Source organism: Kineococcus rhizosphaerae (assembly GCF_003002055.1).
GTDB lineage: Bacteria > Actinomycetota > Actinomycetes > Actinomycetales > Kineococcaceae > Kineococcus > Kineococcus rhizosphaerae.
Map to the genome: position 1 here is coordinate 88,782 of NZ_PVZF01000015.1, position 24,853 is coordinate 113,634.

A 24,853-nucleotide genomic window follows, 5' to 3' on the forward strand; every position below is an offset into this window, starting at 1 on the left:
GCCGGACCCTACGGCGCGGTGCCGACCCCGGCGCGGCGGGCCGCGAGCCACCGCTCGAACTCGTCCGCGACCAGCGGCCGCGAGTGCAGGAAACCCTGCGTCGTGTCGCACCGCAGGCCGCGCAGGACCTCCAGGGTCCGTGCGGTCTCGACCCCCTCGCCGACGATGCGGACCCCGAGCCGGTGCCCGAGCCAGATCGTGGAGGCCACGATGGCGGCCGAGCGGTCGTCGTGGGCGATGTCGGCGACGAAGCTGCGGTCGAGCTTGACCTCCTCGACGGGCAGTTCCTTCAGGTAGGCCAGCGAGGAGTACCCGGTCCCGAAGTCGTCGATGGACAGGCCCACCCCCAGCGCGCGCAGCCCCTCCAGCACCGAGCGGGTGCGGGGGGACCGGCTCATGAGGACGGTCTCGGTGATCTCCAGGACGAGCGTCCCGGGGTCCTGGCCGTGGCGGTGCAGCAGCCCGGCGACGCGGGCGGGCAGGTCGACATCGAGCAGGTTGGTGGCCGACAGGTTCACGGCCAGCCGCAGCCGCTGGTCGCCGGAGCGGGTGGGCCAGCCGGCCGCGGCGGCCAGGGCCCGGTCGAGGACGTGGTGGGTGAGGTGGCCCATGAGGCCGTGCCGTTCGGCCTCGTCGAGGAACTCGGCGGGGGTGAGCACGCCGAGCTCGGGGTGGTCCCAGCGCACGAGGGCCTCGGCGCCGCAGACGGCGTCGCGGGCAAGGTCGAGCTGCGGCTGGAACAGCACGACGAGCTGGCCGCAGTCGGCGTCGGCGGCCTCGACGAGGCCGAGGGCGGAGCGCAGCTGCGTCATGAGGGTCAGGCTGGGGCGCGTACGGCCCGCGCCGGCCTCGCCCGTGCCGAACGCGCACACGGCCCCGCCGAGGGTCTTGGCCTCGTACATGGCGATGTCGGCGCAGCGCAGCAGGTCGGAGGGGCGCTGGGCGTCGACGGGGAAGCTGGCGACGCCCAGGCTGGCGGCGACGTGGACGCGGTGCCCGAGCAGGACGTACGAGCGGACCATCGCCGCGTGCACGGCGACGACGTCGGCGACGGCGGCCTCCCCCGCGGTGCCCGGCAGGACGAGGGCGAGCTCGTCGCCACCGAGGCGGGCCACGACGGCGGGCTCCGGCGCGGCCTGCAGGAGCTGGCCGACGACCTGGCGCAGGAGCTCGTCCCCGGCGGCGTGGCCGAGGCCGTCGTTGACCTCCTTGAACCGGTCGAGGTCGACGATGGCGAGCGCGAAGGGGGCGTCGGCGGCGCAGCGGCGTTCGAGGTCGGCGAGCAGCGCGCGGCGGTTGGCGATGCCCGTGAGGTCGTCGGTGAGGGCTTCGCGGCGCAGGGTGGCGAGCTCGAGGAGCTCGGACTGCGACAGGACGAGCCGGACGAGCGCGGCGGCGCAGGCCCCGGCGGTGAGCCAGACGGCGGACCCGCTGAGCCGGTCGACGTGGTCGACGACGAGCAGCCCGAAGCCGGTGGGCAGGACGACGGCGGGGGTGACGACGATGGAGAGCCGGCTGCGCCCGCTGGCGGCGGAGGGGGTCCGGATCCGCAGCGCGGCGACGCCCAGGAGGGTCAGGCCGGCGACGGCGATCGCGTCGACCCCGCTGCCGGGGGCGTAGCGGCCGGTGAGGGAGACGACGGTGAAGGTCGTGTCCGCGGCGGTGAGCAGGCCGAACCCGGCGGCCGGCAGCCACCAGGCGCGCCCGGAGCGGGCGGCGACGACGACGCTGCCGGCGAGCAGGAGGGCGTCGAGGACGACGAGCGTGACCCACGACGCGACCAGGGCCGAGGGCCGGCCGCCGGCGACGAGGGGGTGGACCACGTACTCCTGGGCCAGGGCGACGGTGATCAGCAGGATCCCGAGGGCCTCGGCGACGTAGCCCACGCGCCAGCGCCGGGCACCGACCCACACGAGCCGTACGGCGGCGGCCAGCAGCGCCCCGTAGCCGACGACGTAGCCGAGCTCGAGGCCGGTGACGTCCCGCACGCCGCGTCCGAGGACGGCCTCGGCGACGTCGAAGGCCACCTCCGAGACGCAGTAGGCGCCGACGCCGACGGCGAGCAGCGTCCAGTACCCGTCGCTCCCGCGGCTGCGCCGGGCCCGCCGGGTGAGCGCGACGAGGACGCCGAGCTCCACGACGTTGCCGAGGGTGGCGTCGGCGAGGCGACCGGTTCCGGCGGGGACCAGGCCGAGGGCGGCGGCGGCGCAGACGAGCCCGTAGAGGGCGGCGCCGGCGAGCAGGAGCCGCGTGGCGGGGGCGGCGCGGGGGTCGGGGCGCGCGGCGGGGTCGACGTCCGCCCCGGCCCGTCCCGGTGCCGGGTGGCGCCGTGGACCCCTCGCAACGACGCTCACGGAGAGGCATCTTGCCGTACCCAGCGTTGCTACGGGCCGGTTCTAGAAAGGCTGTCGGGCGCTCACCGGCTGACGGTCGCGCAGGTCGACGACGCGCGGCGCGTCGAAGGTGGCCCGCAGGTGCTCGGCCGCGGCCCGCACGGCGCGCTCCCCCGCCGCGAGCTCGGGGTCCCCGGCGAACCCGTGGGGCACCCCCTCCACCAGGACCGGCCGGCACCGGGTGCCCGCCTCCCGCAGGGCCCGGGCGTAGGCGAGGCCCTCGTCGCGCGCCGGGTCCGCCCCGGCGACCACGACGGTGGCCGGCACCGACCCGGTGAGGTCGGGGGTGCGCAGCGGCGAGACCCGCGGCAGGCGCCGCGCCGCGCGGTCGGGCACGTACATGCGCCAGAACCAGGCGAGGTCCTCCACGCCGAGGCCGAGGCCGCCGTCGCCGTACCGCTGGTGCGACCCGCGCGTCAGGTCGCCGTCCAGCAGGGGGCAGAACAGCAGCTGGTGCCGCACGGCCGGGGTGTGCGGCCGGCGGCAGTGCAGGGCCAGCAGGGCCGCCAGCTGCCCGCCGGCCCCCGCGCCCGCCACGGCCAGCGGACCCGTCAGCGGACCGGCCGGCGCGGGGAACGAGCCGTCGGCCAGGTCGCCCAGGACGGTCGCGGCGTCGTCGAGGCCGGCGGGGAACGGGTGCTCGGGCGCCAGCCGGTAGGCGAGGCTGACGACGGCGACCCCCGCCTGGACGGCCAGCGCCCGGCACAGGTGGTCGTCGGTGTCCAGGTCGCCCAGGGCCCAGCCGCCGCCGTGCAGGAACAGCACGGTGCCGGCGTGCCCGGCGCGGGGGACGTAGGTGCGGGCGGGGCGGGGGCCGGCCGCGGCGCGCACCGCGACGTCGGCGACGAGCAGGTCCGCGTCGTCGACGGGTCCGGGGCCGCCACGGCGGGCCCGCGCGCGGGCGACCGCCAGCCCGGCCAGGTGCCGGGGCGCGACACCGCGCGCCGCCGCCCGCCGCCGGGCGACGACCAGCGCCGCCTGGGGGTCGGTGAGCCGTTCGTCGAGTTCCGGTCCGTCCACCAGTCCGTCCACCACGTCCGCGTGCAGCACGTCGGTTCCTCCCGCCGAGGGTCAGCCGTGGACCGATGCTCCCCCGCGGACCGACCGTGCAGGTTTCGCGCGTGTGACGTTTGCGCTGCGGCCCGTCCGGCGTGCGCCGGGGCGGGGGCCGGGCGGCAGGATGGGGCCATGGACCTCGCCGCGTTCAGCGCCGCCCTGCCCAAGGTCGAGCTCCACCTGCACCTCGAAGGGACCCTCGAACCCGAGCTGAAGCTGGAACTGGCCCGCCGCAACGGCGTCGACCTCGGCCAGACGACGGTGGAGGAGGTGCGGGCGACGTACGCGTTCGACTCCCTCGCCTCGTTCCTGGCCGTCTACTACCCGGCGATGGACGTCCTGGTGACGCGCGCCGACTTCCGCGACCTGGCGATGGCGTACTTCACGAAGGCCGCGCAGCAGAACGTCCGGCACGCCGAGGTGTTCTTCGACCCGCAGGTGCACGTGGCGCGCGGGGTCGCGTTCGAGGACGTCGTCCTCGGCTACCACGACGCCGTCGTCGACGCCGAGCGGGAGTTCGGGATGAGCGCGGGGCTGATCCTGTGCCTCGTGCGCGACCTGCCGCTGGCCTCGGCCGAGGCGGTCGTGGAGCAGATGCTGGAGTTCGGCGACCGGATCGTGGGGATCGGCCTGGACTCCGACGAGCGCGGCCACCCGCCGGCCGACTTCGCCCACCTGTTCGCCCGGGCGCGGGCGGCGGGTTTCAAGGTGACGGCGCACTGCGACGTCGACCAGGAGGACACCGTCGAGCACTTGCGGCAGGTGATCGAGGACATCGAGGTGGACCGCATCGACCACGGCACGAACGTCGTGGAGGACCCGCGCCTGCTGGAGCTGGTGCGCCGGCGGGGCCTGGGCCTGACGTGCTGCCCGATCTCGAACTCGTTCGTCACGTCCGACTCCAAGGCCCCGGTCATCGCCGACCTGCTGCGCCGCGGGGTCCGGGTCACGGTGAACTCCGACGACCCGGCCTACTTCGGGGGGTACGTGACGGAGAACCTCGTCCACCTGACGCGCGCGGCCGACCTCACCCCGGACGAGCTGATCCAGTTGCAGCGCAACGCGATCGAGGTCTCGTGGGCGAGCGCCGAGGTCAAGGAGGGGTTCCTGGCCGAGCTCGACGCGTTCGAGGCGCTGGTCGCCCCGTCGCTGTGAGGGCCGGGGTTCCGGCACGTTGACTCCCCGGTCCCGTTGAAGGGGACCGCGGAGTCAACGTGCCGATCCCCACCGCGTCCCGGCGAGGGTGAACACGAACGGCAGGGCCGCCAGCGGCGCGACGAGGAGGTAGCCGCCGCGCGCACCGGCCGCGTCGACCACGAGCCCGCCCAGCGCCGTCCCCACGGCCGTCCCGGCGGTGACGGCGGTGCTCACCCAGGCCAGGGACTCGGTGAGGCGCGCCGCGGGGGCGGCCCGTTCCACGAGCCGGTTCACCGCGACGCCGAACGGCGCGTAGGTGGCGCCCGCGACGAAGCTCAGCAGCAGGATCCCGACGACGCCGGGGACGGTGGCCAGGGCGGCGTACCCGCAGCCGAAGAACACCGACGTCAGCACCGCCCCGCGCCGGGGGTCGGCGACTGGTCGCAGCGTCCCGACGACGAGGCCGCCCACGACGGCCCCCAGCGCCCCGGCGCCGAGGACGGACCCGGCGAGCTGGGGGACCCCCCGCTCGGTGGTCAGCGCCACCGCCGACAGGTCGGCCAGCCCGAACACCGCGCCGACGGCGAACCCCGCGGCCAGGACCCCGAGGACGTCCGGGGTCGTGACGGGCAGGGACCACGACCGCGTGCGGACGGTGTCCACGGGGGCGCCGTGGCGCTGGGCGGACAACGCCAGGCACCCCGCAGCGCCTGCGCCGCAGGCCAGCAGGAGCGCCAGCCGCGGGTCGGCCAGGGCGGCGACGAGCGAGGCCAGGGCCGGGCCGGCGACCCAGACGAGTTCGTCGAAGACCCCTTCGAGGGCGAACGCCGTCGCGAGCCGGGGGTCGGCGCGGTCCCCGTCCCGGGGGTAGGTGCGGGCCCAGCGCGTGCGCGTGAACGAGCCGACGGGCGCGGCCCCGGCCCCCACGGCGACGGCGGCGGGCACCACGAGCCACGCCGGCGCGTCGAGCGAGGTCACCGCCACGAACAGCAGCGCGCCGAGGACCGCGACGAGGGCCGTCGTGCGCAGGGCGACGGTCTGCCCGCGCCGGTCGCCCCAGCGCCCGAGGGCGGGCCCGACGAGCGCGCCCGAGGCGACGACCGCCGCCGAGACCGCCCCGGCGAGCCCGAACTCCCCCGTGCTGCGCCGCACCACGAGCAGCGCGGAGAACCCGACGACGGCCAGCGGGACCCGGGCCAGCAGTCCGCTGGCGGCCAGCAGGAGGTGGTCCCGCGGGGTGAGCACCTCGACGTACGCCCGCACGCCACGACCCTCCTGGGGCGGGCCGCGGCGTGTCAACGGGCGGTTCGCTCAGCGGGGCAGGACCAGCCCCGCGGGGTCACCGGCCAGCAGCGTCTTGACCTGCCGGGACACCTCGTCGGCCAGGACCTCGTGCTCGTCGCGCTCCACCCCGTCGAGGGCGGCGCGCACGACGTCGCGCGGGTCGTTCTTGGGCACGTCCAGGCCGGCCGTCATGTCGGTGGCGGTGTACCCGAGGTGGACGCCGGTGACGAGGGTGCCCTGCGGGGCGAGCAGCGCGCGCAGCCCGTTGGTCACGCCCCACGCCGCGGCCTTGGACGCCTGGTAGCCGGTGCCCGACGTGGCCCAGGACAGGACCGAGTGGACGTCGACGAGCGCGCCGCCGCCGTTGGCGGCCAGCACGGGCGCGAAGGCCCGGGCGACCTGCAGGAGGCCGAACACGTTGGTCTCGAACTCGGCGCGGACGTCGTCGAGCGGGCCGGTGAGCAGGTCCGCCCCCGTGCTCACCCCGGCGTTGTTGACGACGACGTCGACGTCGCCGGCCCGCGCCGCGAGCCCGGCGACGGCCGCGGCGTCGTTCACGTCGAGCCGGACGACCTCGACGCGGGGGTCGTCGTGCTCCCCGCCCGCGCGGGCGGTGGCGTAGACCCGGGTGGCGCCGCGGGCCAGGAGTTCGGCGGTGAACGCGGCGCCGAGGCCGCGCAGTCCGCCGGTGACGAGGGCGGTGGTTCCGGTGAGCTTCACGCGAGGATCCCTTCGGGGGTTTCTTGGACGGTGCGCGCGGCCGGGCGCAGGAGCACGGCCGTGGTCAGCAGGACGAGGAGCAGGACGAGGGCGGCGACGAGGAACCCGTCGTGGACCGCGGGGGTGAGGGCGCCGGCGTGCTCGGGCAGGCGGTGGGTGACGACGGTCCCCAGGACGCTGCCCCCGAGGGCGGCGCCGACCTGGCGGACGGTGGTGACCACGGAGCCGGCCATCCCCGCCAGCTCCGCCGGGACGCCGCCCACGACGACGGCGGTCGTGGGGGCGATGAGCAGCCCCAGGCCGGCGCCGACGAGGACGAGACCGGCGTCGGCGGGGCCGCGCACGGCGCCGGTGGAGTGCAGGACGAGGACGCCGACGAGCGTCGCGCCGAGCCCGGCGCCGAGCGTGGCGCGCACCCCGGCGCGTCGCACGACCGCGGCGGCCAGCGAGCTCACGACGACGTAGGCGCCCATGAGCGGGAGCAGGTGCACTCCCGAGGCCAGCGGGGACAGCCCCTGGGCCCGCTGCAGCTGCAGGGTGGTCAGCAGGGCGAGGCCGGTGAAGGAGAAGAGCGCGACGCCCGCCACGAGGAGGGCGGCGACCGTGCGCCGGTCCGCGAAGACCCCGAACCGGACGACCGGGCGCCGCTGCGCCTTCTCGACGGCGACGAAACCCGCTGCGGCGAGGAGGGTCCCGAGCGCGGCGAGGACGGGCACGGGCGCCAGGCCCGAGCGTCCGGCCTCCACGACGGTCACGACGAGCCCGGCGACGGCCACCGTGGCGAGCAGGGTGCCGGGGACGTCGACGCCGCGGCCGGGGACCCGGGGGTTCGGCAGGACGAACGGGGAGGCGGCGAGGACGACGACCGCGACGGCCACGTCGACGAGGAACACGGCGTGCCAGGTGAACGCGTCGAGCAGGGCTCCCGCGACGAGCGGGCCCACGGCCAGGCCGACGCCGGAGCAGGCGGCCCAGACCCCGACCGCGGACGCGCGCCGGCGGGGGTCGGTGAACGCCCCGGTGACGAGGGCGAGGGAGTTCGGGACGACGAGCGCGGCGCCGGCGCCGAGGACGACCTCGCCGGTGATGACGGCGGCCGGGGTCCCGGCGGTGGCGGTCACGACGGCGCCGGCGCCCATGACGGCCGTGCCGAGCTGGAAGACGGTGCGGCGTCCGGCGAGGTCCCCGAAGGCGCCGGAGGACAGCACGAGCGCCGCGAGGGCGAGGGCGTAGGCGCTGGAGGTCCAGACGAGCCCGACGGGTCCGAGGCGGAGGTCGGCGGCCAGGGAGGTGAGGGCCGTCGTGGTGGCCGTGATGGTCAGGAAGCTCATGGTCATGCCGAGGCAGGCGACCGCCACGATCAGCCACGGCGACTTATGACGACTGTCATGGGGCATGGGGACGTTGTAGCATGACGACTGTCATGGACACAACGACGGCAACCCCCTCGGCCCGCGAGCGCATGGTCACCAGCGCCCGCGAACTCATCCAGGAACGCGGCGTCCACGGCGTCGGGATGCGCGACGTCGTCGCGCACGCCGCCGCGCCCCGCGGCTCGCTGCAGCACTACTTCCCCGGCGGCAAGGACCAGCTCGTCGCCGAGGCCCTCACCCAGGCCGACACCGCCAGCCGGCGCGTGCTGCGCGCGGCGCTCGCGGACGGCGGGGACCCCGTCGACGTCGTGCGGCAGGTGCTGGAGGGCTGGCGGACGACGCTGCGCGACGAGGACTTCCGCCGCGGCTGCCCGTTCGCCGCGACGACCGTCGACACCAGCGCCGACAACCCCGCCCTGCGCGCGGCCGTCCACGACCGGTTCTCCTCCTGGCACGCGGACCTCGCCACCCTGCTCGAACGCCCGGGCCTGCCCGCCGGGCGCGCGCGGACCCTGGCCACGCTCGTGCAGACGGCGCTGCAGGGTTCCCTCGTCCTGGCCCGCGCGCACCGCTCGACGGCCCCCCTCGACGACGTCGAGGCCGAGCTCGTCCCGCTGCTGGAGGCCGCCCTTCTCACCGCGCGCCCGGCGACGGCATGATCGAGGGGTGGACTTCCGGCCGCTGGCGCACTTCACCGCCGAGGACACCTGGCTGAACGACCCGAACGGGTTGATCGTCCGGGACGGCCTCTGGCACCTGTTCTTCCAGAACAACCCGCACGGCGCGGACTGGGGGAACATGTCCTGGGGGCACGCGACGTCGCGGGACCTGCTCACCTGGGAGCACCACCCGGTCGCGATCCGCCACGAGGGGCCGGAGGCGATCTTCTCCGGCAGCGCCGTCGTCCACGACGGCCGGCTCGCGGCGGTCTACACCAGCGCGTACGACGACGGCCGGCAGGCGCAGTCGCTGGCGTGGAGCGAGGACGGGACCACCTTCGTCAAGGACCCCGCGAACCCGGTGCTGGACCGCGGCTCGACGGGTTTCCGCGACCCGAAGGTGTTCCGGTACGGCGACTCCTGGCGGATGGTCGTCGTCGAGGCGGACGCCCGGGAACTGCTCGTGTACGCCTCGGACGACCTGCGCACGTGGTCGCCGGTCGGCGCGTTCACCGACGAACCCGGGGTGGGGATCTGGGAGTGCCCCGACCTGTTCCCGCTGCGATTGGGGACGGAGGAGTTCTGGGTTCTGGTCCTCAGCGTCCAGGACGCCGAGGGTTCCCGCGTGGTCCACCGGGTGGGCTCGTTCGACGGCGCGACGTTCACCGGTGGTCCGCCCCGGCTCCTCGACGTGGGCCCGGACTGCTACGCCGTCTCGACGTGGACGGACGCCCCCGACGGCCGCCGGGTCCTCGTCGGCTGGATGGCGCAACCCACGTACGCCGGGGCCACGCCGACGACGCCGTGGCGGGGGGCGATGACGGCGCCGCGGGACCTCTCGCTGGCGTGGGAGGACGGCGCCCCGGTGCTCGTCCAGGAGTTCTCCCCCGAGGTGCGCTCGGCCTTCTCCCGCGAGGTCGCGGACCTGCCGCCCGTCGCCCTGGTCCGGTGCGGGTTCGACGGCGACGCCTCGTGGGAGTTCGCCGCGGGACCGGACGTCCTGCGCCTGGCCGTCGAGGACGGGTCGCTCGTGGTGGACCGCCGGGCCTCGGGGTCCGTCGACTTCCACCCGGACTTCGCCCGGGTCGACCGGGTTCCCCTGCCGTCCGGCGTGGCGGAGTTCTCGGTGTTCCTGGACCGGTGTTCCGTGGAGGTCCTCGCGGGGTCCGTCGCGGTGACGCAGCTCGTGTTCCCCGCGCAGCCCTACCGGGAGGTGCGGACGGGTGGCACGGCGAGGACGACGATCTTCGCCCGCTGACCCGCCCCCTCCGACCCGCACGCCTGAGCGGCGGTCCCCGGCCTCGGCCGGGGGCCGCCGCTTCGTCGTCACGGGTTGACCTGACCCCCTCGTCAGCCGCAGACTACCTTCTAGCGTTAGTGACTTCCACTCTATGAAAGATTGGACGTCCGCCGAGCTACGAGGAGGTAGTCGATGACCGTCGCCGTCCTGGGCCTGGGAGAAGCCGGGTCCCTCTACGCACAGGGGTTCCTGGCCGCCGGCCGGCCCGTGGTGGGTTTCGACCCCGCGGGCGTCCCCACTCCCGACGGCGCCACGCGCGCCGCCGACGTCGCCGCAGCCGTCGCCGACGCGACGCTCGTCCTCGGCCTCACGGGGGCCGCGCACGGCGAGGACGTGTTCCGGACCGCGCTGCCCCACCTGCGCCCCGACGCGGTCTACGTCGAGATGAACTCGGCCGCCCCGGCGTTCAAGCGCCGCCTCGCGGCCCAGGCCGGCGCCACGCCCTTCGCCGACGTCGCCGTCGTGGGGTCGGTGCCCGAAGGCGGCGCCCGCACCGCGCTGGTGGTCTCCGGGACCGGCGCGCGGGCCACCGCGGAGCAGTTCCGCGCCCTCGGCGCCGAGGTCGAGGTGCTCGACGCCGAGGCCGGCGCCGCCGCCCAGCGGAAGCTCTTGCGCAGCGTGTTCATGAAGGGCCTCGGCGCCCTCGTCGTGGAAGCCCTCGCCGCCGGGGAGGCCGCGGGCGACCTCGACTGGGTCCGCGAGCAGGTCGCCGCGCAACTGGCCGGGGGTGCGGCCTGGATGGACCGCCTCGCGACGGGCACCGTGAAGCACGCCGTCCGCCGCAGCCACGAGTCCCAGGCCGCCGCGCAGATGCTCCGCGACCTCGGCGTCAGCCCGACCATGACCCTCGCCAACGCCGACCTGCACCTGGGCGCGGCCCGTGACGAGCACCGCCTCGAGGACGGGCTGCTCACCGCCTACGCCGACGTCCCCGTCGCGAACGTCGGCGACGCCCGCGACCGGCTCGGCCTGCTGGCGGGCCGCATCCGGGCCGTGTGGCCCGGCGCCCGCGTCGTCGGACGCGCCCTGCCCGTGTTCTGCCGCAAGGGCGAGAACATCGGGATCCTGGCCGCCCTCGAGATCGCCGAACCCGGCGACGTCCTCGTGGTCGACGGCCAGGGGGACCCCGACCGTGCGCTCATGGGCGAACTCCTCGCCGAACGCGCCCGCGTCAAGGGCGTACGGGGCATGGTCCTCGACGGCGCCGTGCGCGACGTCGAGGAACTCGCCGCCCTGGGTTTCCCGGTCTGGGCGCTGGGCGCCTCCCCCGCCGGCCCCTACAAGAACGGGCCGGGCTGGGCCGGCCGCCCCGTCGCCGTCGGCGGGATCGTCGTGAACCGCGGTGACCTCGTCGTCGGCGACCCCGACGGCGTCGTCGTCGTGCCGGCCGCCGAGGCCGAGCGGACCCTCGCCGCCGCCCTCGCCGTCCAGGCCGACGAAGCCCGCCGCCGCGCCGCGATCGTGGCGAGCGGGAACCTCCGGTGACCGCGATCTGGGCCCTCGCGGCCTACATCACGTCGATCATCGTCTGGAACGCCGCGCTCAAGCGGAACATCGGCGAGGCCATGCTCGTGGGCCTGCTCGTCGTCACCGCCTTCGCCGGCGGCGACTTCCTCACCGTCCTGGGCACCTCGGTGCTGGACGCCATGCAGGAGGAGGTGACCTACGCGGCCATCGCGTTCGTCGTCGCCAGCCACGTCCTGAGCCGGACCCCGATCCTGTTGCGGCTCATCGACATCCTGAACTCCCTGCTCGGCCGGGTCCGCGGCGGCCCCGTCTACACGAGCATCCTCGGCGGCGCGGCGTTCGCCTCCATCGCCCACATCGGCGCCGCCGTCACCGCGGCCGTCGGGTCCATCACGATCCCGTGGATGAAGCGGTCGGGCGTCACCCCCGCGATGTCCGCCACGGTCGTGGCCGGCTGCGCCGGCATGGGGATCACGTTCCCGTTCAGCGGCACCATGTTCATCCTCGTCGGCTCCGCCGGCGTGAGTCAGCTGATGTCGGCGGACGAGATCGTCGTCCCGCTGTTCGTCGCCGGCACCTGGTGCCTCGTGTACCGCCTCGTCGCCGCGTTCGTCATCGTCCGCCGGCACGGGATCCAGGCCATGGACCCCGCGGACCTGCTGCCCGTGCGCCGCAGCGTGCGGGTCGGCTGGACGTCGCTGCTGCTGCTCGTCGCCATCGCCGTCCCGGTCGCCCTGACGCTCGGGCCGACGGGCCGGGCGTTGAACTCCTGGACCGGGGTCGACGTCGGCGACGCGATCAGCCTCGTCCTGTGGATCCCCGTGCTGCTCACCGTGCTCGTGGCGTTCCTCGGCCGCGACGCGCTGCCGAAGCGCCCGGCGCAGTGGTGGACCCTGCTGGGCGACAGCGCCCCCCGCATCGGCGTGGTCGGCGTGACGATCGTCGCGGCGTTCGCCGCGTCCGGGGCGCTGGCGAGCCTCGGCCTGCCCGCGCAGCTCACCTCGTTGCTCAGCCGGCTCGACGCCCCCCTGTGGATCCTCGCGATCTGCGTCGGGGTCCTCGTCGTGGCCGTCGCCATCCCGTTGACGGGGTCGGCGACGATGGCGGCGATCGGGCCCGTGGCGGTCGCCACCCTGGTGGGGGCCGGCGTCCCGGCGCCGGTGGCGGCGACCGCCGTCCTGGTGTTCGCCTCCACCGAGGGCGCCTCGCCGCCGTCAGCCGCGCCCATCTACGTCGCCAGCGGCATCGCGGGGGCCGACCCGGGCAAGACGTTCAAACCCCTCGTGGGCTACTTCTGCCTGCCGATCCTCGCGATCGGCGTGTTCATCAGCCTGGGCGCCCTGCCCGTCTGACCCGTTCCCGCGACTCGAAGGTGAGTTGACCGATGCTCCGGATCGTCCGTTCCCTGTTCACCCTCGCCACCGTGCTGCTCGTCCTCGGCGGGATCGTCCTCGTCGGTGCCCAGGCCGTGGCCCTCGTCCTGGGCCGCGGCGCGTGGCTCGAAGCGGTCCCCGAGGTCGTCGGGCCGCCCACGTTGATCTCCGCGAGCGTCGCCGGACTGCTGGCGTTCGTCCTCAGCTACGCCCGGACGCCGTCCGGCACCCCCTCCGAGGTGGAGGACGGCGCGTCACAGGCCGCGTGAGAAGCTCTCGCCGATCGCGAAGGCCGTCCGCGCCACCTCGCCGGCCCGTGCCCGCAGTTCCTCCACGGACTGCCCCTCGGCCGGGCCGGCGAGGGACAGCGCCCCCAGCAGTTCCCCGGCCGGCGTCCGCACGGGAACGCTCAGCGCCATGACACCAGCGGCCCGCTCACTCACCGAGACGTGGAAACCGTTGCGGCGCAGCGTTTCCAGATCGCGTTCGAGTTCCCCGCGGTCGAGCGGGACGCCGCTGACGTCCGGGAACCGGTCGAGGTGCTCGGCGAGGGCGTCCAGCTCCTCGGCGTCGAAGTCCACCGAGATCGCCTTCCCCGCCCCCAGGTGCAGCGGCAGCCGGCGTCCGATGGGGAGTTCGTAACGCAGGGGCCGTGCCCCGTCGACGCGCGCCACGAGGACCCGGTCGAAACCCACGCGCTCGTACAACGAGCACGTCAGCCCGGTCGCCGCCGCGAGTTCCTGCAGGTAGGGGCGCGCCCCGCCGACGAGCCGGTCGTTCACGAGGAACGAGTGCGCGGCCGCGAGGACCGACGGGCCGACGCGGAACCTGCGCCCCTCCGCCGCGACGTAGCCGCGGGACTGCAGGGTGGCCAGGATGCGGGAGACCGTCGGGAGCGTCAGGCCCGTGCTGTGGGCGATGTCGCTGAGGCGCAACGGTCCCTGCCCCCGCTGCAGGGCGTCCAGGACGTCGAGGCTGCGGTCCAGGGAACGCATCGTCGAAGAGGTCTGCTCGGCCACCGGGCCATCATCCACGATGCCGTTCCCGCGCCGTCCCCGGACGTCCCCGGCGGACGGCGGTCTCACTTCCAGTCGAAGTACCCGATGCGCCAGGCCATCCACTGCAGCCACAGCCGCAGGTGGACGGGTTCGACGTAGCACCCGGCGGAGGCGACGACCGCGTGGACGTCGGAGTCGTCCAGCGTGAGCAGGTCGGTGATCTCCGCGGCGAGGAGGGCGAGGCGCTCGTCGGTCTCCTGTTCGAGCATCCCCACCTGCTGCCACCATGGCGAGTCCTCCTCGGGGACGAGGTTCTGACTGAACCACCCGCCGAAGGCGGCCCCCAGCACCGGCCAGCGCTCCCTGACCTCCTCGGGAGGCACCACCGCCTCCGCGTCGGCGGCGTGCAGGTTGACGACCCGCACGCTGTCGCGCCGTTCGAGGACGACGCCGATCCGGCGGGTCGGCCTCTCGGAGACCTGCCCCGTCGCACGGTCGAGCTGCCGCGCGACACCGATCGTGTGCGGTGCCTCCAGAACGAGGTAGTCCCGGCGACCGGCGAGCTCGGGAAGAGGGGCCTCGGCGAGGACCCGACGGACGGTCTCCTGCTCCGCAGGGTCCAGCAGCCCTTCACGCACGATCGGCGACGGCGGGTGCCGGGGCAAGGGTGCGAGCGTCGAGGGGTCGGCAGCGACCTCCGTCAGCCGCAGGTCCACCCATTCCGCCCAGCGCGCCCACGAGGTGCCCTCGGGCGGGTCCACGAGGTTGACTCGCCCCTCGCGCTGCATCACCCCTGCGAAGTCCCCCGCGCGGGCGTGGTCGAGGACCTGCCGCCAGTGGTCGCGGAAACCGGTGAAGTCACCGCGGTTGTTCGTCAGCACGTCCTCCAGCGCCTCCCGAGCGCAGAGGTAGTGCTCCAACTCCCCGTAACCGGCCAGGGACATCGGATGGTTCCTCACGACACTCCTTCCAGAAAAGCGGTCTCGACGTACCACGAACCGTCGTCAGCTTCGGCCAACACGATTCTCACCTGTGCGACCGGAACGTTCACGGGCGCACCGTCAGCGCCGAGGGCCCAGACCACGCCGGCGTCGGCTGGTGCAGGGGCCACGACCTCGCTGCGGCGGAGGCCGTCGTCGATGTCGTGGTTGACCTTCTCGGACTGCAGACGCAACGCCGCGGTGATGACGTCCTCGGCTGTCGTCTGATCGGTGAAGCGCGACGCCACGGGAGGAGGTTTCTTGGCCGATCTCCCGTCTTCGAGCTCCCCCGTCAGCAGCCTCCTTTCGAGGAACTCGTCGTCCACCTCGACGTGCCGTCCCAGCGTGTGACCCCTCGCGAACACCTCGCTGCGCCCCAGGTCCACTCCCGCGTACAACTCCTCCACGCTCTGCGGCAGCGGTTTCCCGTCCGCGTCGAGGTACTTCGCCCACCGGTGCCCCTCGGGCAGCACCTTCCCGAGACGCCCGCCCCGCGAGATGCCCCGCCCGACGACGGCCGTCCCGAGCGTCGCGACTCCGGCGCCGTAGCGCCCGCTGGACCAGTCGTCCCAGTCGACGGCGTCGGCGAGGGTCCGGACGGGGTGCACCGCGCTGTCGAGCAGGGCGGCGGGCGTCTGCCGGACGGCGGCCGTCCACCCGGGCGCGTCCCACGCCCAGCCGGCCGCGAGGTAGGCGCTGTCGCGCGCGGAGTCCGCGAGGGTCCGGGCGGCGTCGTCGACGTGCTCGCCGAGGCGGCGGGGCCGGTGCTCGACGTGGTCGACGACGGCGAGCAACCGGGTCGCGAAGGACTCGGTCACCTCGTCGAACGCCGCGAGGACGGCGCGGCGGCTGGCCTGCCAGTGGTCGAGCTCGGCCCAGTCGGCGTGGAAGGTCGCGAGGTCCCCGACCCCGGCGTCGACGCGGGCCTGCACGTCGGCCAGGGCGGTGTCGATCCCGGCGAGCCGGCGTTGCAGCATCCCCAGTTCGGCGGAGTACCCCTCGATGAGGATCGCGCCCGCAGCGGCGGTGAACGTCAGCGTCCCGAGGTGGTCGGTGAGTTCGGCGACGCGGTCGTCGAACCCGTCGCGGGCGAGGCCGTACCACCCGCCGAGCTGCCCGACGGCGACGGCGACGCGGCGGCCGATCTCGTCGGCCTGCACCGCCGCGGCGCGGGCCGCGGACGCGGCGGCGTCGGCCGCCGCGGTCGACAGCGTCGACAACTCGTCCACGTGCACCTCCTCCCGGTCCGCGGAACGTAGCCCGGATCGCCCGGACGCCCGGGAGACCGTCCACAGGGCGGTTCCTCACCGGCACGGTGCGGTCCGGACCGCCGACGCACCGTCACCGGGCGGCGCGGAAACGCTCGACAGGGCGTGCGCCGGCGTGCCACTGTGGGTCCGTGAAGTTCAGCCAGCAGCGCACGACGACGCCGGTCCACTCCCGGTGTCGCGGTCAGCGCTGAGCTGAAGCAGACGAGCCCCGGGGGTTTCCCCGGGGCTCTCCTCGTTCCCGGGCACCCCCTGACCAGCAGGAGGAACTCCGTGAACGACGACCACTCGTCCCGAGGCCGTGAGCTCGACCTCTTCGACACCTCACCGCTCGTCGGTCCCGGTCTGCCGTTGTGGCTGCCGGACGGCGGGACCGTCCGCGGTGAGCTGGAGAGGTTCGCCCTGGAACTGTCCCTGCGCAGCGGGTGCCGGCGGGTGAACACACCCGTCCTGGCCAAGCGAGAACTGTTCGAGCGGTCGGGGCACTGGCAGAAGTTCTCCGCCGACATGTTCGCCCCGGTCCGGGTCGGTGCGGAGGAGTACGTCCTGCGCCCGGCGAACTGCCCGCACCACACCCAGGTGTACGCCGCGCGCCCGCACAGCCACCGGGACCTGCCCGTGCGGTACGCGGAACTGGGGTCGATGTTCCGCAGCGAGCTGTCCGGTGTCCTCATGGGGTTGCGCCGGGTCCGGCAGATCAGCCTCGACGACGCGCACTCGTTCTGCCGTCCGGACCAGGTGGTCGAGGAGGTGCGGATCGCGCTGGCGGCGATCGAGGAGGCGTACGCCGTCCTGGGGATCCGCGTGGCGCGGTTCCGGTTGTCCGTCCGGGGCCCCGGGGGCTCCTACCTCGGCGACGACGCCCTGTGGGAGCGGGCCGAGGGGCAGTTGCGCGAGGCCCTGGGCGACCGTCCCCACGACGTCGCCCCCGGGGAGGCGGCGTTCTACGGCCCCAAGGTCGACGTGCAGGTGGCCGACGCGGCCGGCCGGGAGGAGACCCTGTCGACCGTGCAGGTCGACCACGTCCAGCCCGAGCGCTTCGGCCTGGAGTTCACCGGCGCGGACGGCGCCCGGCACCGGCCCGTGATGGTGCACCGCGGTCTGCTGAGCTCCATGGAGCGGCTGGTCGCGATGCTGCTGGAGCAGGACGGCGGCCGGTTGCCGACCTGGTTGTCCCCGGTGCAGGTGCGGGTCCTGCCGGTCAGCGGGGAGCGCCACGGCGAGCGCGCCCGCGAGATCGCCCGCGGTGCGAGGGGTCTGCGGGTGGAGGTCGACGAGGTGGGTCCGCTGAACCGGCGCGTGCGGGACGCGCGGGCGCGGCGGGTGCCGCACGTCGTCGTCGTGGGCGACGCGGAGGTGGCGGACGGTTCAGTGGCGGTCGACGGCCGGCAGGTTCCGGCGCAGGAGTTCCTCGACGCGGTGCTCGGCGAGGTCGTCCGCCGCGGACGGTGACCTCTGGTCGCACCAGCGCTCGAACGCGGCGGCGGGGACGGGACGGCTGTGGAGGTAGCCCTGGACGAGGTCGCACCCGAGGCGGGTGAGCTCGCGCAGGGTCTCCTCGTCCTCGACGCCCTCGGCGACGACGCGGGCGCCGAGGCGGTGGGCGAGCTCGATGGTCGACACGATCACCGCCTCGGCGCGCGGGTCGGTGCCGATGCCGGTGACGAAGCTGCGGTCGAGCTTGACCTCGTCGAACTCCCGCTGCCGGAAGTACCCCAGGGAGGAGTAGCCGGTGCCGAAGTCGTCGATGCTGAGGGACAGGCCCATCTCGGAGAACTCGCGCAGGACGGCGAGGCTGCCGGCCGAGCCCTCCATGGCGACGGTCTCGGTGATCTCCAGCGCGAGGACGTCGACCGGGGCGTGGTGGCGGTGCAGGAGGGCGGACACGCGGGCCGGCAGGGCGGGGTTGGCGAGGTTCGTGGCGGACAGGTTCACCGCGACCCGCACGCCGCGGCCGTCGCGGTGCCAGGCGGAGGCGACGCGCAACGCCTCGTCGAGGACCCAGCCGGTGAGGGCGTGCATGAGCCCGTGCCGTTCGACGAGCCCGAGGAACGTCAGCGGCGGCATGAGGCCGTGGTCGGGGTGCTGCCAGCGCACGAGCGCCTCGGCGCCCTCGACGGTCCCGTCGTCGGTGCGGACCTGCGGCTGGAAGTGCAGCAGCAGGTTCCCGGCGCGCAGGTGGTCGTCGGCGTCGGCCTCGGTGTCGAGCCCGAGGCAGACCCGCAGCTGCTCGACGAGCAGGAGTTCCCCGCGGACCCCGCCGAGCGCGCCGGCGTCGTGGCCGGCGACCCGGTCGCCGCCCTCCTTGGCGCTCAGCAGGGCGAGGTCGGCGACGTGCAGGAGGTCGGCCGCGGTCTCGGCCTGGCGGGGGTGCACCGCGACGCCGACGCTGGCCCCGACGTGGATGCGCCGTCCGCCGACGGTGTAGCTGCCGCTGATCGCGGGGTGGGCGGCGCGGACGGTGTCGAGGCCCTCCTCCGGCCCGGGCAGCAGGACGGCGAGCTCGTCGCCGCCGAGCCGGGCGACGAGGGCGTCGGCCGGGAACGTGGCGCGCAGCCGGGCCACGACCTGGCGCAGCAGGTCGTCGCCGGCGCCGTGGCCGAGGGAGTCGTTGACGGTCTTGAACCGGTCGAGGTCGACGAGGGCCAGGGCGAAGGGTTCGGCGGCCTCGACGCGGGCGGTGACCGCTTCGACGAGGGCGCGGCGGTTGGCGGCGCCGGTGAGGTCGTCGACGAGCGCGGCCTGCCGGAACGCGGTGAGGGTGAGCAGTTCCCGCTGACCGCCGACGAGGAGCCCGACCCCGCCGACGAGGGCGACGAACGCCAGGCTGGCGCTGAACGGGTCGGGCCGGCCGAGGGCGACGAGGAACAGGACGACCGCCGCGACGGGCACGCAGACGACGGGCAGGACGTACAGCCAGCGCCCGTCGCGGGCCGTGGACCGTCGCGGGTTCGGGGCCAGCCAGGACGTCGCGGCGACGGCGACGAGCCCGCCGACCCACGCGACGTCGAAGCCGAGGCCGAAGGTGACGGCCGTCCCGCCGCTGCAGACGAGGACGACGGAGTAGCCGACGTCGCCGGCGGCGAAGACGGTGAGCCCGGCGGTCAGCGCCCACCAGCGGTGGTCACGGCCGCGGCCGGCGGCGACGACACCCGCGCAGGCGGCCACGATGAGGTCGCCGAAGGGCAGGTACAGCCACCAGCCGACGTTCAGCAGCGGGGTTCCCGTGAGGTGGGCCAGGGGCGGGGCGACGAACCGGGCGATGACGGCGGCGAGCAGGACGAGGACGGTGGCGATCTCGAGGACGTAGCTGCGCCGTTGCACGCGGTGGGGCCACAGCAGTGCGCCGATGCCCCGCAGCCAGAACAGGTACCCGACGACGTAGCCGGCCTCCAGGGCGGTCAGCGGGACGTCGCCCACGACGTTCTGCAGGACGTCGACGGCGATCTCGGTCGCGGTGTAGCAGGTCCAGCCGACGGCGAACTCGCGCCAGGCGCGCGCCTCGCCGTCGTCGACGCGGGCCCGCAGCCACAGGGCGGTGACGGCGAGGAGCTCGACGCCCGAGCCGAGCCAGGTGTCCAGGGCCGGGCCGTGGGAGTGCGCGAGGAGGGTCAGGACCAGGTAGAGGACCCAGCCGGCGCCGGCGAGGGCGAGCAGGGTCCGGGGTGTGCGCCGGCGCCAGGCGGAGCGGGAGCTGGTGGGCACACCGTTCTTTCGGTAGCAGGGCCCGTTCCCTTGAGGCGTGGGAGCCCTGTCCTGTGCACCGCGCCAACCCTTGCGCCCCGCCAGGACCTCAGCCGACGAGGGCGGCGTGCCCCGCCCGGCGGCGGGCCAGCACCGGCTGCGCGGCCAGGACGGCGGCCACGGCGACGGCGGCGACGAGCGGGACGATCCCGCACACGGCCATCCCGGCGCGGACGCCGACGTGCTCGGTGATCCAGCCGACGAGGGGGCCGCCCAGCGGCGTGCCGCCCATGAAGACGAGGGCGTACAGCCCCATGACCCGGCCGCGGTACTCGTGGTCGACCCACAGCTGCACGGAGGAGTTCGCGATGGCCTGGAAGGCCAGGTTCGTGACGCCCATGAGCACGAGCGTGACCGTGAACGTGCCGAGGTTCGGGGCGAGGGCCGCGAGCGTCTGGGCGAGGCCGAAGGCGGCCCCGAGCAGCAGGATGAGCCGCAGCCTGGAGTGGCTGCGGCCCCCGGCGATCAGGGCCCCGGCGATGGACCCGACGGCCAGGACGATGTTGAACGTCCCGTAGAGCCCGGCCCCGGAGTGGAACGTCTCGGAGGCCATGGCGGTGAGCACCACGGGGAAGTTGAGGCCGAAGGTGCCGAAGACGCCGACCAGGGCGATGGTCCAGCCCACGTGCGGGCGTTCGGCGACGTACCTCAGGGCCGAGCGCAGTTGCCCCTTGGCGCGCGGGACGGCGGGGGCGGGCTGCAGCTCGGCGGTCCGCAGCGAGGCGAGGGTGATGGTGGGGCCGACGTAGAGGAGGGCGTTGACGGCGAACGCCCAGCCGGAGCCGACGGTCCCGATGAGGACGCTGGACAGGGCCGGGCCGACGAGGCGGGTCGTCTGGAAGACGGCGGCGTTGAGGGCGACGGCGTTGCGCAGGTGCTGCGGCGGGACGACCTCGCCGACGAACGACTGCCGGGTCGGGTTGTCGAGGGCGATGATGAACCCGGTGACCAGGGCGAGGCCGTAGATGGCGCCGACGGTGATGTGCCCGCTGATCGTGAGCACCGCCAGGGTGGTGGCGACGGTGGCGCTGCAGGCCTGGGTGACGAGCAGGATGTTCCGCTTGGGGTAGCGGTCGGCGATCATCCCGCCGTGCATCCCGAACAGCAGGATGGGCAGGAACGTCAACGCCATCGTGAGGCCGACGGCGGCCGGTGACCCGGTCAGTTCCAGGGTCAGCCAGTCCAGCGCGATGTTCTGCACCCAGACGCCGGTGTTGGCGAAGGCCTGGCCGGTGGCGTAGACCCGGAAGTTGCGGACCCGCAGGGCGGCGAAGGTCGCCCGGCCCGGGGTGGTTCTGGCGGTGGTGGGTTCTGCGCTGGCTTCGGCGGCTGCCGGTGTCACTGACCTGTTGCCCCTCGTGGCTGTCCCTGCGTGCTGACCTGGAGGTGGTGGCCCGAGGCCACTCACCGTGCGTCACCATCATCGGCGGCCCCCGGAGTAGGCTGCATCCGCATTGACGGCTTATCAGTCATCACGTGTCGTGATGACGGGTGGGACCACGGGACGAGGCGGGGGCTGTGACGGCGGGTCAGGGACCGACGGGGACGTTCGAACCGGTGCAGCTGCGCACCTTCCTCGCCGTCGCGCAGACGCACTCGTTCACGCAGGCCGCCGCGCGGCTCGGCGTGCGGCAGTCGACGGTGAGCCAGCACGTGAAGAAGCTCGAGGACTCCGTGGGCCGCCAGCTCGTCCACCGCGACACCCACTCGGTCGTGCTGACCCCCGACGGGGAGGCGATGATCGGGTTCGCGCGCTCGATCCTGGCCTCCCACGAACAGGCCGCGGCGTACTTCACGGGCGCGCGCCCGGTCGGCCGCCTGCGCATCGGCATGTCCGACGACCTCGCCCTGACCCGCCTGCCGCAGATCCTGCGCGACTTCCGCTCCGAGAACCCGCGCGTCGACCTCGAACTCACCGTCGACCAGTCCGGGACGCTGCACCGGCGCCTGGAGAACGACCGACTGGACATCTTCATCGGCAAGCGCCCGCCCCGCTCCGGGGAGGGCAAGCTCGTGCGCCGCGAACGCCTCGTCTGGGTCGGCAACCCCTCCACCCGCCTGGACCTGACCCAGCCGGTGCCGCTGGCGGTGTACCCGTCGCCGTCGCTGAGCGGGGCCGCGATGCACGAGGCGCTGGACCGGGTCGGCATCGGCTACCGCTCGGCGTGCGTGTGCCGCGGCGTGAACGGCCTCATCGCCGCGGTCGCCGCCGGCATCGGCGTCTCCTGCCTGGCCGCCTCCCTGGTGCCCGTCCAGCTCGTCGCGCTCGGGGCCCAGCACAAGCTGCCCGAGCTGGGGCAGATCGACCTGGTGCTCCTGACCAACCCCAAGACGCAGGACCGGCCCGCCTCGCGGGCCCTGGCCGCGGCCGTCCTGTCCAGCGGCCCCTCGAGCCTGGCCCCCTCCGCCTGACCCCCTCCGCCTGACCCCCTCCTGCCGGCACACTCCTCGGCGGGACGCTCACAGCCCGCGTCGATACGGTGCGAGGGTGCTCGAGGGTCTGCACCGCCACCTGCAGGCGATCACCCGCCCGGAGGTGTCGGGGGACCTGCCGGCCCTGCTGCGCGCCGCCAGCCGCGCCGCCCGCGAGGTCGGGGCCGCGGACCACTGCGTCGCCTGGTTCGCCGGGGCCGACGGTCACGGCCCGGCGTACCTGGTCGACGGCGAGGGGTTCCTCGACGTCGCCGTCGCGCCGTTCGGGACGCGCGCGGCGGCCCTGCGGGACGTGCCCCTGCCGGGGCTGGCCGAGGTGGCGGCCCACGTCCTGGTCTGCCCGCTGGACGCCGACGGCTCCCGCGGGGCGCTCGTCCTGACCCGCGGCTCGGAGTTCACCGGGGACCAGGCGCAGGCCGCGGGCGTCCTCGCCCTCGCGCTGGGCATGGCCGTGGAGACGACGCTGCGCTCCGAGGCCGAACGGTCCGCGGCGCGCGCGGCGTCGCGCTCGGCGCTGCTGGAACGGATCTCGAGCCTGCTGCAGAAGAGCGCCACGACGGCGGAGATCACGGCCCGGATCCCGCAGGCGGTCGTGGAGGTCCTGGACTGCCTGTCGTCGTCGTTGTACGTCCTCGACGGCGACGACTTCGCGGGCCGCAGCCACCCACCGCTGCCCGCGGCGTGGCAGGACCGGTTCGACCGCTTCGACCGCCGCGCGGACACCCCCGTGGCCGAGGCCGTCCGCACGGGCCGCCCGCTCGTCGTGACCCGGGCGGAGATCGGCCGCTACCGGGAACTGGACGGCGTCGACCCCGACCGGATCGGCGTGACGCTCGTCGTCCCCCTCGCCGGCCGCGACGACCACGTCCTCGGGGCGCTGAACGTCAACTGGGGCGACCGGTCCCCGCTGGAGCACGGCGACCTCGACCTGTTCGCCGGGGTCGCGCTGCAGGTCGCGGTCGCCCTCGAACGCGCGCAGCTGCTGGACGCGGAACGGTCCTCGAGGGAGGCGCTGTCCCGTTCGCACGAGGCCCTGGACCTGCTCGCGCGCGACCTGCAGCGCGGCCTGCTGCCGAGCCGGATGCCGCAGCGCGAGGGGCTGCAGATCGCGACGCGGTACGCGCCGGCGCTCGCGGGCGCGGAGATCGGCGGGGACTGGTTCGACGCCGTCCAGACCGGGGACGACATCGCGCTGATCATCGGCGACGTGCAGGGCCACAGCACGCGGGCGGCGGGGTTGATGGGCCAGGTGCGGACGGCGGTGCGCGCGTACGTCAGCGAGGGCCACGACCCGTCGGCCGCGCTGGAGCGCACCAACCGGCTGCTCGTCGACCTGGACGCGGGGCGGTTCGCGACGTGCTGCCTGGTCCGGCTGGACGCGGCGACGGGGATGCTGTCGGTGGCCTCGGCCGGTCACCAGCCGCCGCTGGTCGTCGACGACTCGGGGCTGCACGAGGTCGCCGTCGACCCGGGGCCGCCGCTGGGCGTGCTGCACGAGGCGGTCTACCCGACGACGCGCTACCGGCTGCTGGGGCGCAGCGCGGTGCTGCTGTACACCGACGGCGTGGTCGAGGTCTCGGGGCAGGGCTCGGACCACGGCGAGCGGGTGCTGCGCGACACCCTGCTGCGCGCCGCGCGCGAGGACCCGCCCCGGCCGGCCGAGCTGCTGGCCTCGGCGGTCGTGGAGGCGATCCCGCACGCGCTCACGGACGACGCGGCCCTGCTGGTGGCGACGTTCACCGGTGCGGACGCGGGGCGCCTCGAGGCGTCGCTGTGGTTGCCGCCGGACATCCGCGCGGTCGCGGCGGCGCGCGAGTTCCTGCGGGACCGGCTGACGGCGTGGTCGACGGACGAGCTCCTCGACGAGGCCGAGCTCGTCCTGTCCGAACTGGTGACGAACGCCCTCGTGCACACCGGCGGCGGGGCGGGGCTGGCGTTGCGGTTCGACGGCGCGCACCGCAGGCTGACGATCTCGGTCGAGGACTCCTCGACGAGGTCCCCGCACGAGCGGGCCATGTCGCCGGACGCGTTGGGCGGCAGGGGGTTGGGCATCGTGGAGGCGGTGGCGGACGCGTGGGGCGTGCGGGTGGGCGAGCAGGGCAAGACGGTGTGGGCCGACCTCGCCGTCGAGGCCGACTGAGGCGCCCGGCCCGCGGGAGCGGGCCGGGCCGGCTGCTCAGCCGCCGTCGACCATCCGCAGCAGCACCCCGTTCAGCGCGGCGACCTCGGCCTCGTCCAGGCCCAGCCGTGCGGGGGTGTTCGCCTCCTGCACCGCGGGCCACACGAGCGCCAGCAGGTCGCGGCCGGCGGGGGTGAGCGTCAGCGGGTTCCGGCGCCCCTTGGTGCGGTCCTCGGACCCCCGCGCGACGAGTCCGCGCTCGACCATCCCGTCCAGGACGCCGCTGAGGGACTGCGGGCGGACCAGGACCGCGCGGGCCAGTTCGGCCCGGGTGAACGGCAGGCCGGTGGCCAGGTGCGAGAGGACCCCGAACTGCACCGGCGACAGGCCGTGCTCGGCGAACAGCGCGGTCAGGTCCCGCTGGGCCCGGTGCGCGGCGCGGATCAGCGACCACGTCACGAGGGCGTCGATGTCGTCTCCGGTCAGGTCCACGGTCGGGTTGCCACCTCCTCCAGGAACGCCCATCCTTTCACCAACAGGTTCCTGCTT

General features: G+C 74.9%; 20 protein-coding genes. 9 read left to right on the top strand and 11 right to left on the bottom strand.

Going from position 1 to position 24,853, the window contains the following annotated elements; all coding sequences use genetic code 11:
- Nucleotides 1-8: 8 nt before the first annotated feature.
- On the bottom strand, nucleotides 9-2,354 hold the full coding sequence (locus CLV37_RS23370; RefSeq protein ID WP_106215040.1) for a putative bifunctional diguanylate cyclase/phosphodiesterase: 2,346 nt from the start codon (nucleotides 2,352-2,354) through the stop codon (nucleotides 9-11).
- Nucleotides 2,355-2,396: 42 nt separating this feature from the next.
- A complete protein-coding gene (locus CLV37_RS23375; RefSeq protein ID WP_106215042.1) occupies nucleotides 2,397-3,443 on the bottom strand; it encodes an alpha/beta hydrolase in 1,047 nt (348 codons plus the stop codon).
- Nucleotides 3,444-3,581: 138 nt separating this feature from the next.
- Between CLV37_RS23375 and add the strand changes: the two genes are divergently transcribed.
- The gene (gene add / locus CLV37_RS23380) at nucleotides 3,582-4,604 is read left to right on the top strand and encodes an adenosine deaminase (protein ID WP_106215044.1); all 1,023 of its coding nucleotides are present in this window, start codon (nucleotides 3,582-3,584) and stop codon (nucleotides 4,602-4,604) included.
- Between the two features lie 54 nt (nucleotides 4,605-4,658).
- Here the strand turns inward: add and CLV37_RS23385 are convergent, their stop codons facing one another.
- Genes CLV37_RS23385 through CLV37_RS23395 form a run of 3 tightly spaced genes read right to left on the bottom strand, consistent with a single transcriptional unit; the run spans nucleotide 4,659 to nucleotide 7,987 of the window.
- Entirely contained in the window at nucleotides 4,659-5,849 is a 1,191-nt protein-coding gene (locus tag CLV37_RS23385; RefSeq protein WP_106215046.1) for an MFS transporter, read from the bottom strand.
- A 48-nt stretch (nucleotides 5,850-5,897) separates the two neighbouring features.
- Nucleotides 5,898-6,590, bottom strand: a complete 693-nt coding sequence (locus tag CLV37_RS23390; protein WP_106215048.1) for an SDR family oxidoreductase — start codon at nucleotides 6,588-6,590, stop codon at nucleotides 5,898-5,900.
- Nucleotides 6,587-7,987, bottom strand: a complete 1,401-nt coding sequence (locus CLV37_RS23395; RefSeq protein WP_106215050.1) for an MFS transporter — start codon at nucleotides 7,985-7,987, stop codon at nucleotides 6,587-6,589. Before CLV37_RS23395 ends, CLV37_RS23390 begins: the two co-directional genes overlap by 4 nt.
- 26 nt (nucleotides 7,988-8,013) lie before the next feature.
- Between CLV37_RS23395 and CLV37_RS23400 the strand changes: the two genes are divergently transcribed.
- The 5 genes from CLV37_RS23400 to CLV37_RS23420 all read left to right on the top strand — a co-directional run bounded on the left by CLV37_RS23400 (nucleotide 8,014) and on the right by CLV37_RS23420 (nucleotide 13,031).
- Nucleotides 8,014-8,622: a TetR/AcrR family transcriptional regulator gene (locus CLV37_RS23400; RefSeq protein ID WP_106215052.1), complete on the top strand. Its 609-nt coding sequence runs from the start codon at nucleotides 8,014-8,016 to the stop codon at nucleotides 8,620-8,622.
- 7 nt (nucleotides 8,623-8,629) lie between these two features.
- A complete protein-coding gene (locus CLV37_RS23405) occupies nucleotides 8,630-9,880 on the top strand; it encodes a glycoside hydrolase family 32 protein (protein ID WP_106215054.1) in 1,251 nt (416 codons plus the stop codon).
- Between the two features lie 174 nt (nucleotides 9,881-10,054).
- The gene (locus tag CLV37_RS23410; protein WP_106215056.1) at nucleotides 10,055-11,407 is read left to right on the top strand and encodes an RraA family protein; all 1,353 of its coding nucleotides are present in this window, start codon (nucleotides 10,055-10,057) and stop codon (nucleotides 11,405-11,407) included.
- The gene (locus tag CLV37_RS23415; protein WP_106215058.1) at nucleotides 11,404-12,741 is read left to right on the top strand and encodes a TRAP transporter large permease subunit; all 1,338 of its coding nucleotides are present in this window, start codon (nucleotides 11,404-11,406) and stop codon (nucleotides 12,739-12,741) included. The genes CLV37_RS23410 and CLV37_RS23415 overlap by 4 nt, the downstream gene beginning before the upstream one ends.
- Nucleotides 12,742-12,773: 32 nt before the next feature.
- Nucleotides 12,774-13,031, top strand: coding sequence for a hypothetical protein (locus CLV37_RS23420; RefSeq protein ID WP_106215060.1), 258 nt, complete (start codon nucleotides 12,774-12,776; stop codon nucleotides 13,029-13,031).
- On the opposite strand, the gene CLV37_RS23425 is transcribed toward CLV37_RS23420, so the two are convergent.
- The 3 genes from CLV37_RS23425 to CLV37_RS23430 form a co-directional block, all read right to left on the bottom strand.
- Nucleotides 13,017-13,781, bottom strand: coding sequence for an IclR family transcriptional regulator (locus tag CLV37_RS23425; protein WP_170127461.1), 765 nt, complete (start codon nucleotides 13,779-13,781; stop codon nucleotides 13,017-13,019). The two genes, CLV37_RS23420 and CLV37_RS23425, sit on opposite strands and share 15 nt — an antisense overlap.
- A 62-nt stretch (nucleotides 13,782-13,843) precedes the next feature.
- On the bottom strand, nucleotides 13,844-14,719 hold the full coding sequence (locus tag CLV37_RS27850) for a hypothetical protein (RefSeq protein ID WP_170127462.1): 876 nt from the start codon (nucleotides 14,717-14,719) through the stop codon (nucleotides 13,844-13,846).
- Nucleotides 14,716-15,969, bottom strand: coding sequence for an RNase A-like domain-containing protein (locus CLV37_RS23430; protein ID WP_106215064.1), 1,254 nt, complete (start codon nucleotides 15,967-15,969; stop codon nucleotides 14,716-14,718). Before CLV37_RS23430 ends, CLV37_RS27850 begins: the two co-directional genes overlap by 4 nt.
- Nucleotides 15,970-16,281: 312 nt before the next feature.
- Between CLV37_RS23430 and thrS the strand changes: the two genes are divergently transcribed.
- The gene (thrS, locus tag CLV37_RS23435) at nucleotides 16,282-17,460 is read left to right on the top strand and encodes a threonine--tRNA ligase (RefSeq protein WP_106215066.1); all 1,179 of its coding nucleotides are present in this window, start codon (nucleotides 16,282-16,284) and stop codon (nucleotides 17,458-17,460) included.
- Here the strand turns inward: thrS and CLV37_RS23440 are convergent.
- Nucleotides 17,377-19,713 (bottom strand): putative bifunctional diguanylate cyclase/phosphodiesterase, encoded by a 2,337-nt coding sequence (locus tag CLV37_RS23440; protein ID WP_106215068.1) that lies wholly within the window; start codon nucleotides 19,711-19,713, stop codon nucleotides 17,377-17,379. The genes thrS and CLV37_RS23440 overlap by 84 nt on opposite strands.
- 88 nt (nucleotides 19,714-19,801) lie before the next feature.
- Nucleotides 19,802-21,094 (bottom strand): MFS transporter, encoded by a 1,293-nt coding sequence (locus CLV37_RS23445; protein WP_106215070.1) that lies wholly within the window; start codon nucleotides 21,092-21,094, stop codon nucleotides 19,802-19,804.
- A gap of 215 nt (nucleotides 21,095-21,309) precedes the next feature.
- Here CLV37_RS23445 and CLV37_RS23450 point away from each other — a divergent pair, with 215 nt between their 5' ends.
- Nucleotides 21,310-22,164, top strand: coding sequence for a LysR family transcriptional regulator (locus CLV37_RS23450; protein ID WP_245885762.1), 855 nt, complete (start codon nucleotides 21,310-21,312; stop codon nucleotides 22,162-22,164).
- A 76-nt stretch (nucleotides 22,165-22,240) separates the two neighbouring features.
- A complete protein-coding gene (locus CLV37_RS23455) occupies nucleotides 22,241-24,325 on the top strand; it encodes an ATP-binding SpoIIE family protein phosphatase (protein WP_106215074.1) in 2,085 nt (694 codons plus the stop codon).
- A gap of 36 nt (nucleotides 24,326-24,361) precedes the next feature.
- Here the strand turns inward: CLV37_RS23455 and CLV37_RS23460 are convergent, their stop codons facing one another.
- Nucleotides 24,362-24,796, bottom strand: a complete 435-nt coding sequence (locus CLV37_RS23460; protein WP_170127463.1) for a MarR family winged helix-turn-helix transcriptional regulator — start codon at nucleotides 24,794-24,796, stop codon at nucleotides 24,362-24,364.
- Nucleotides 24,797-24,853 lie beyond the last annotated feature (57 nt).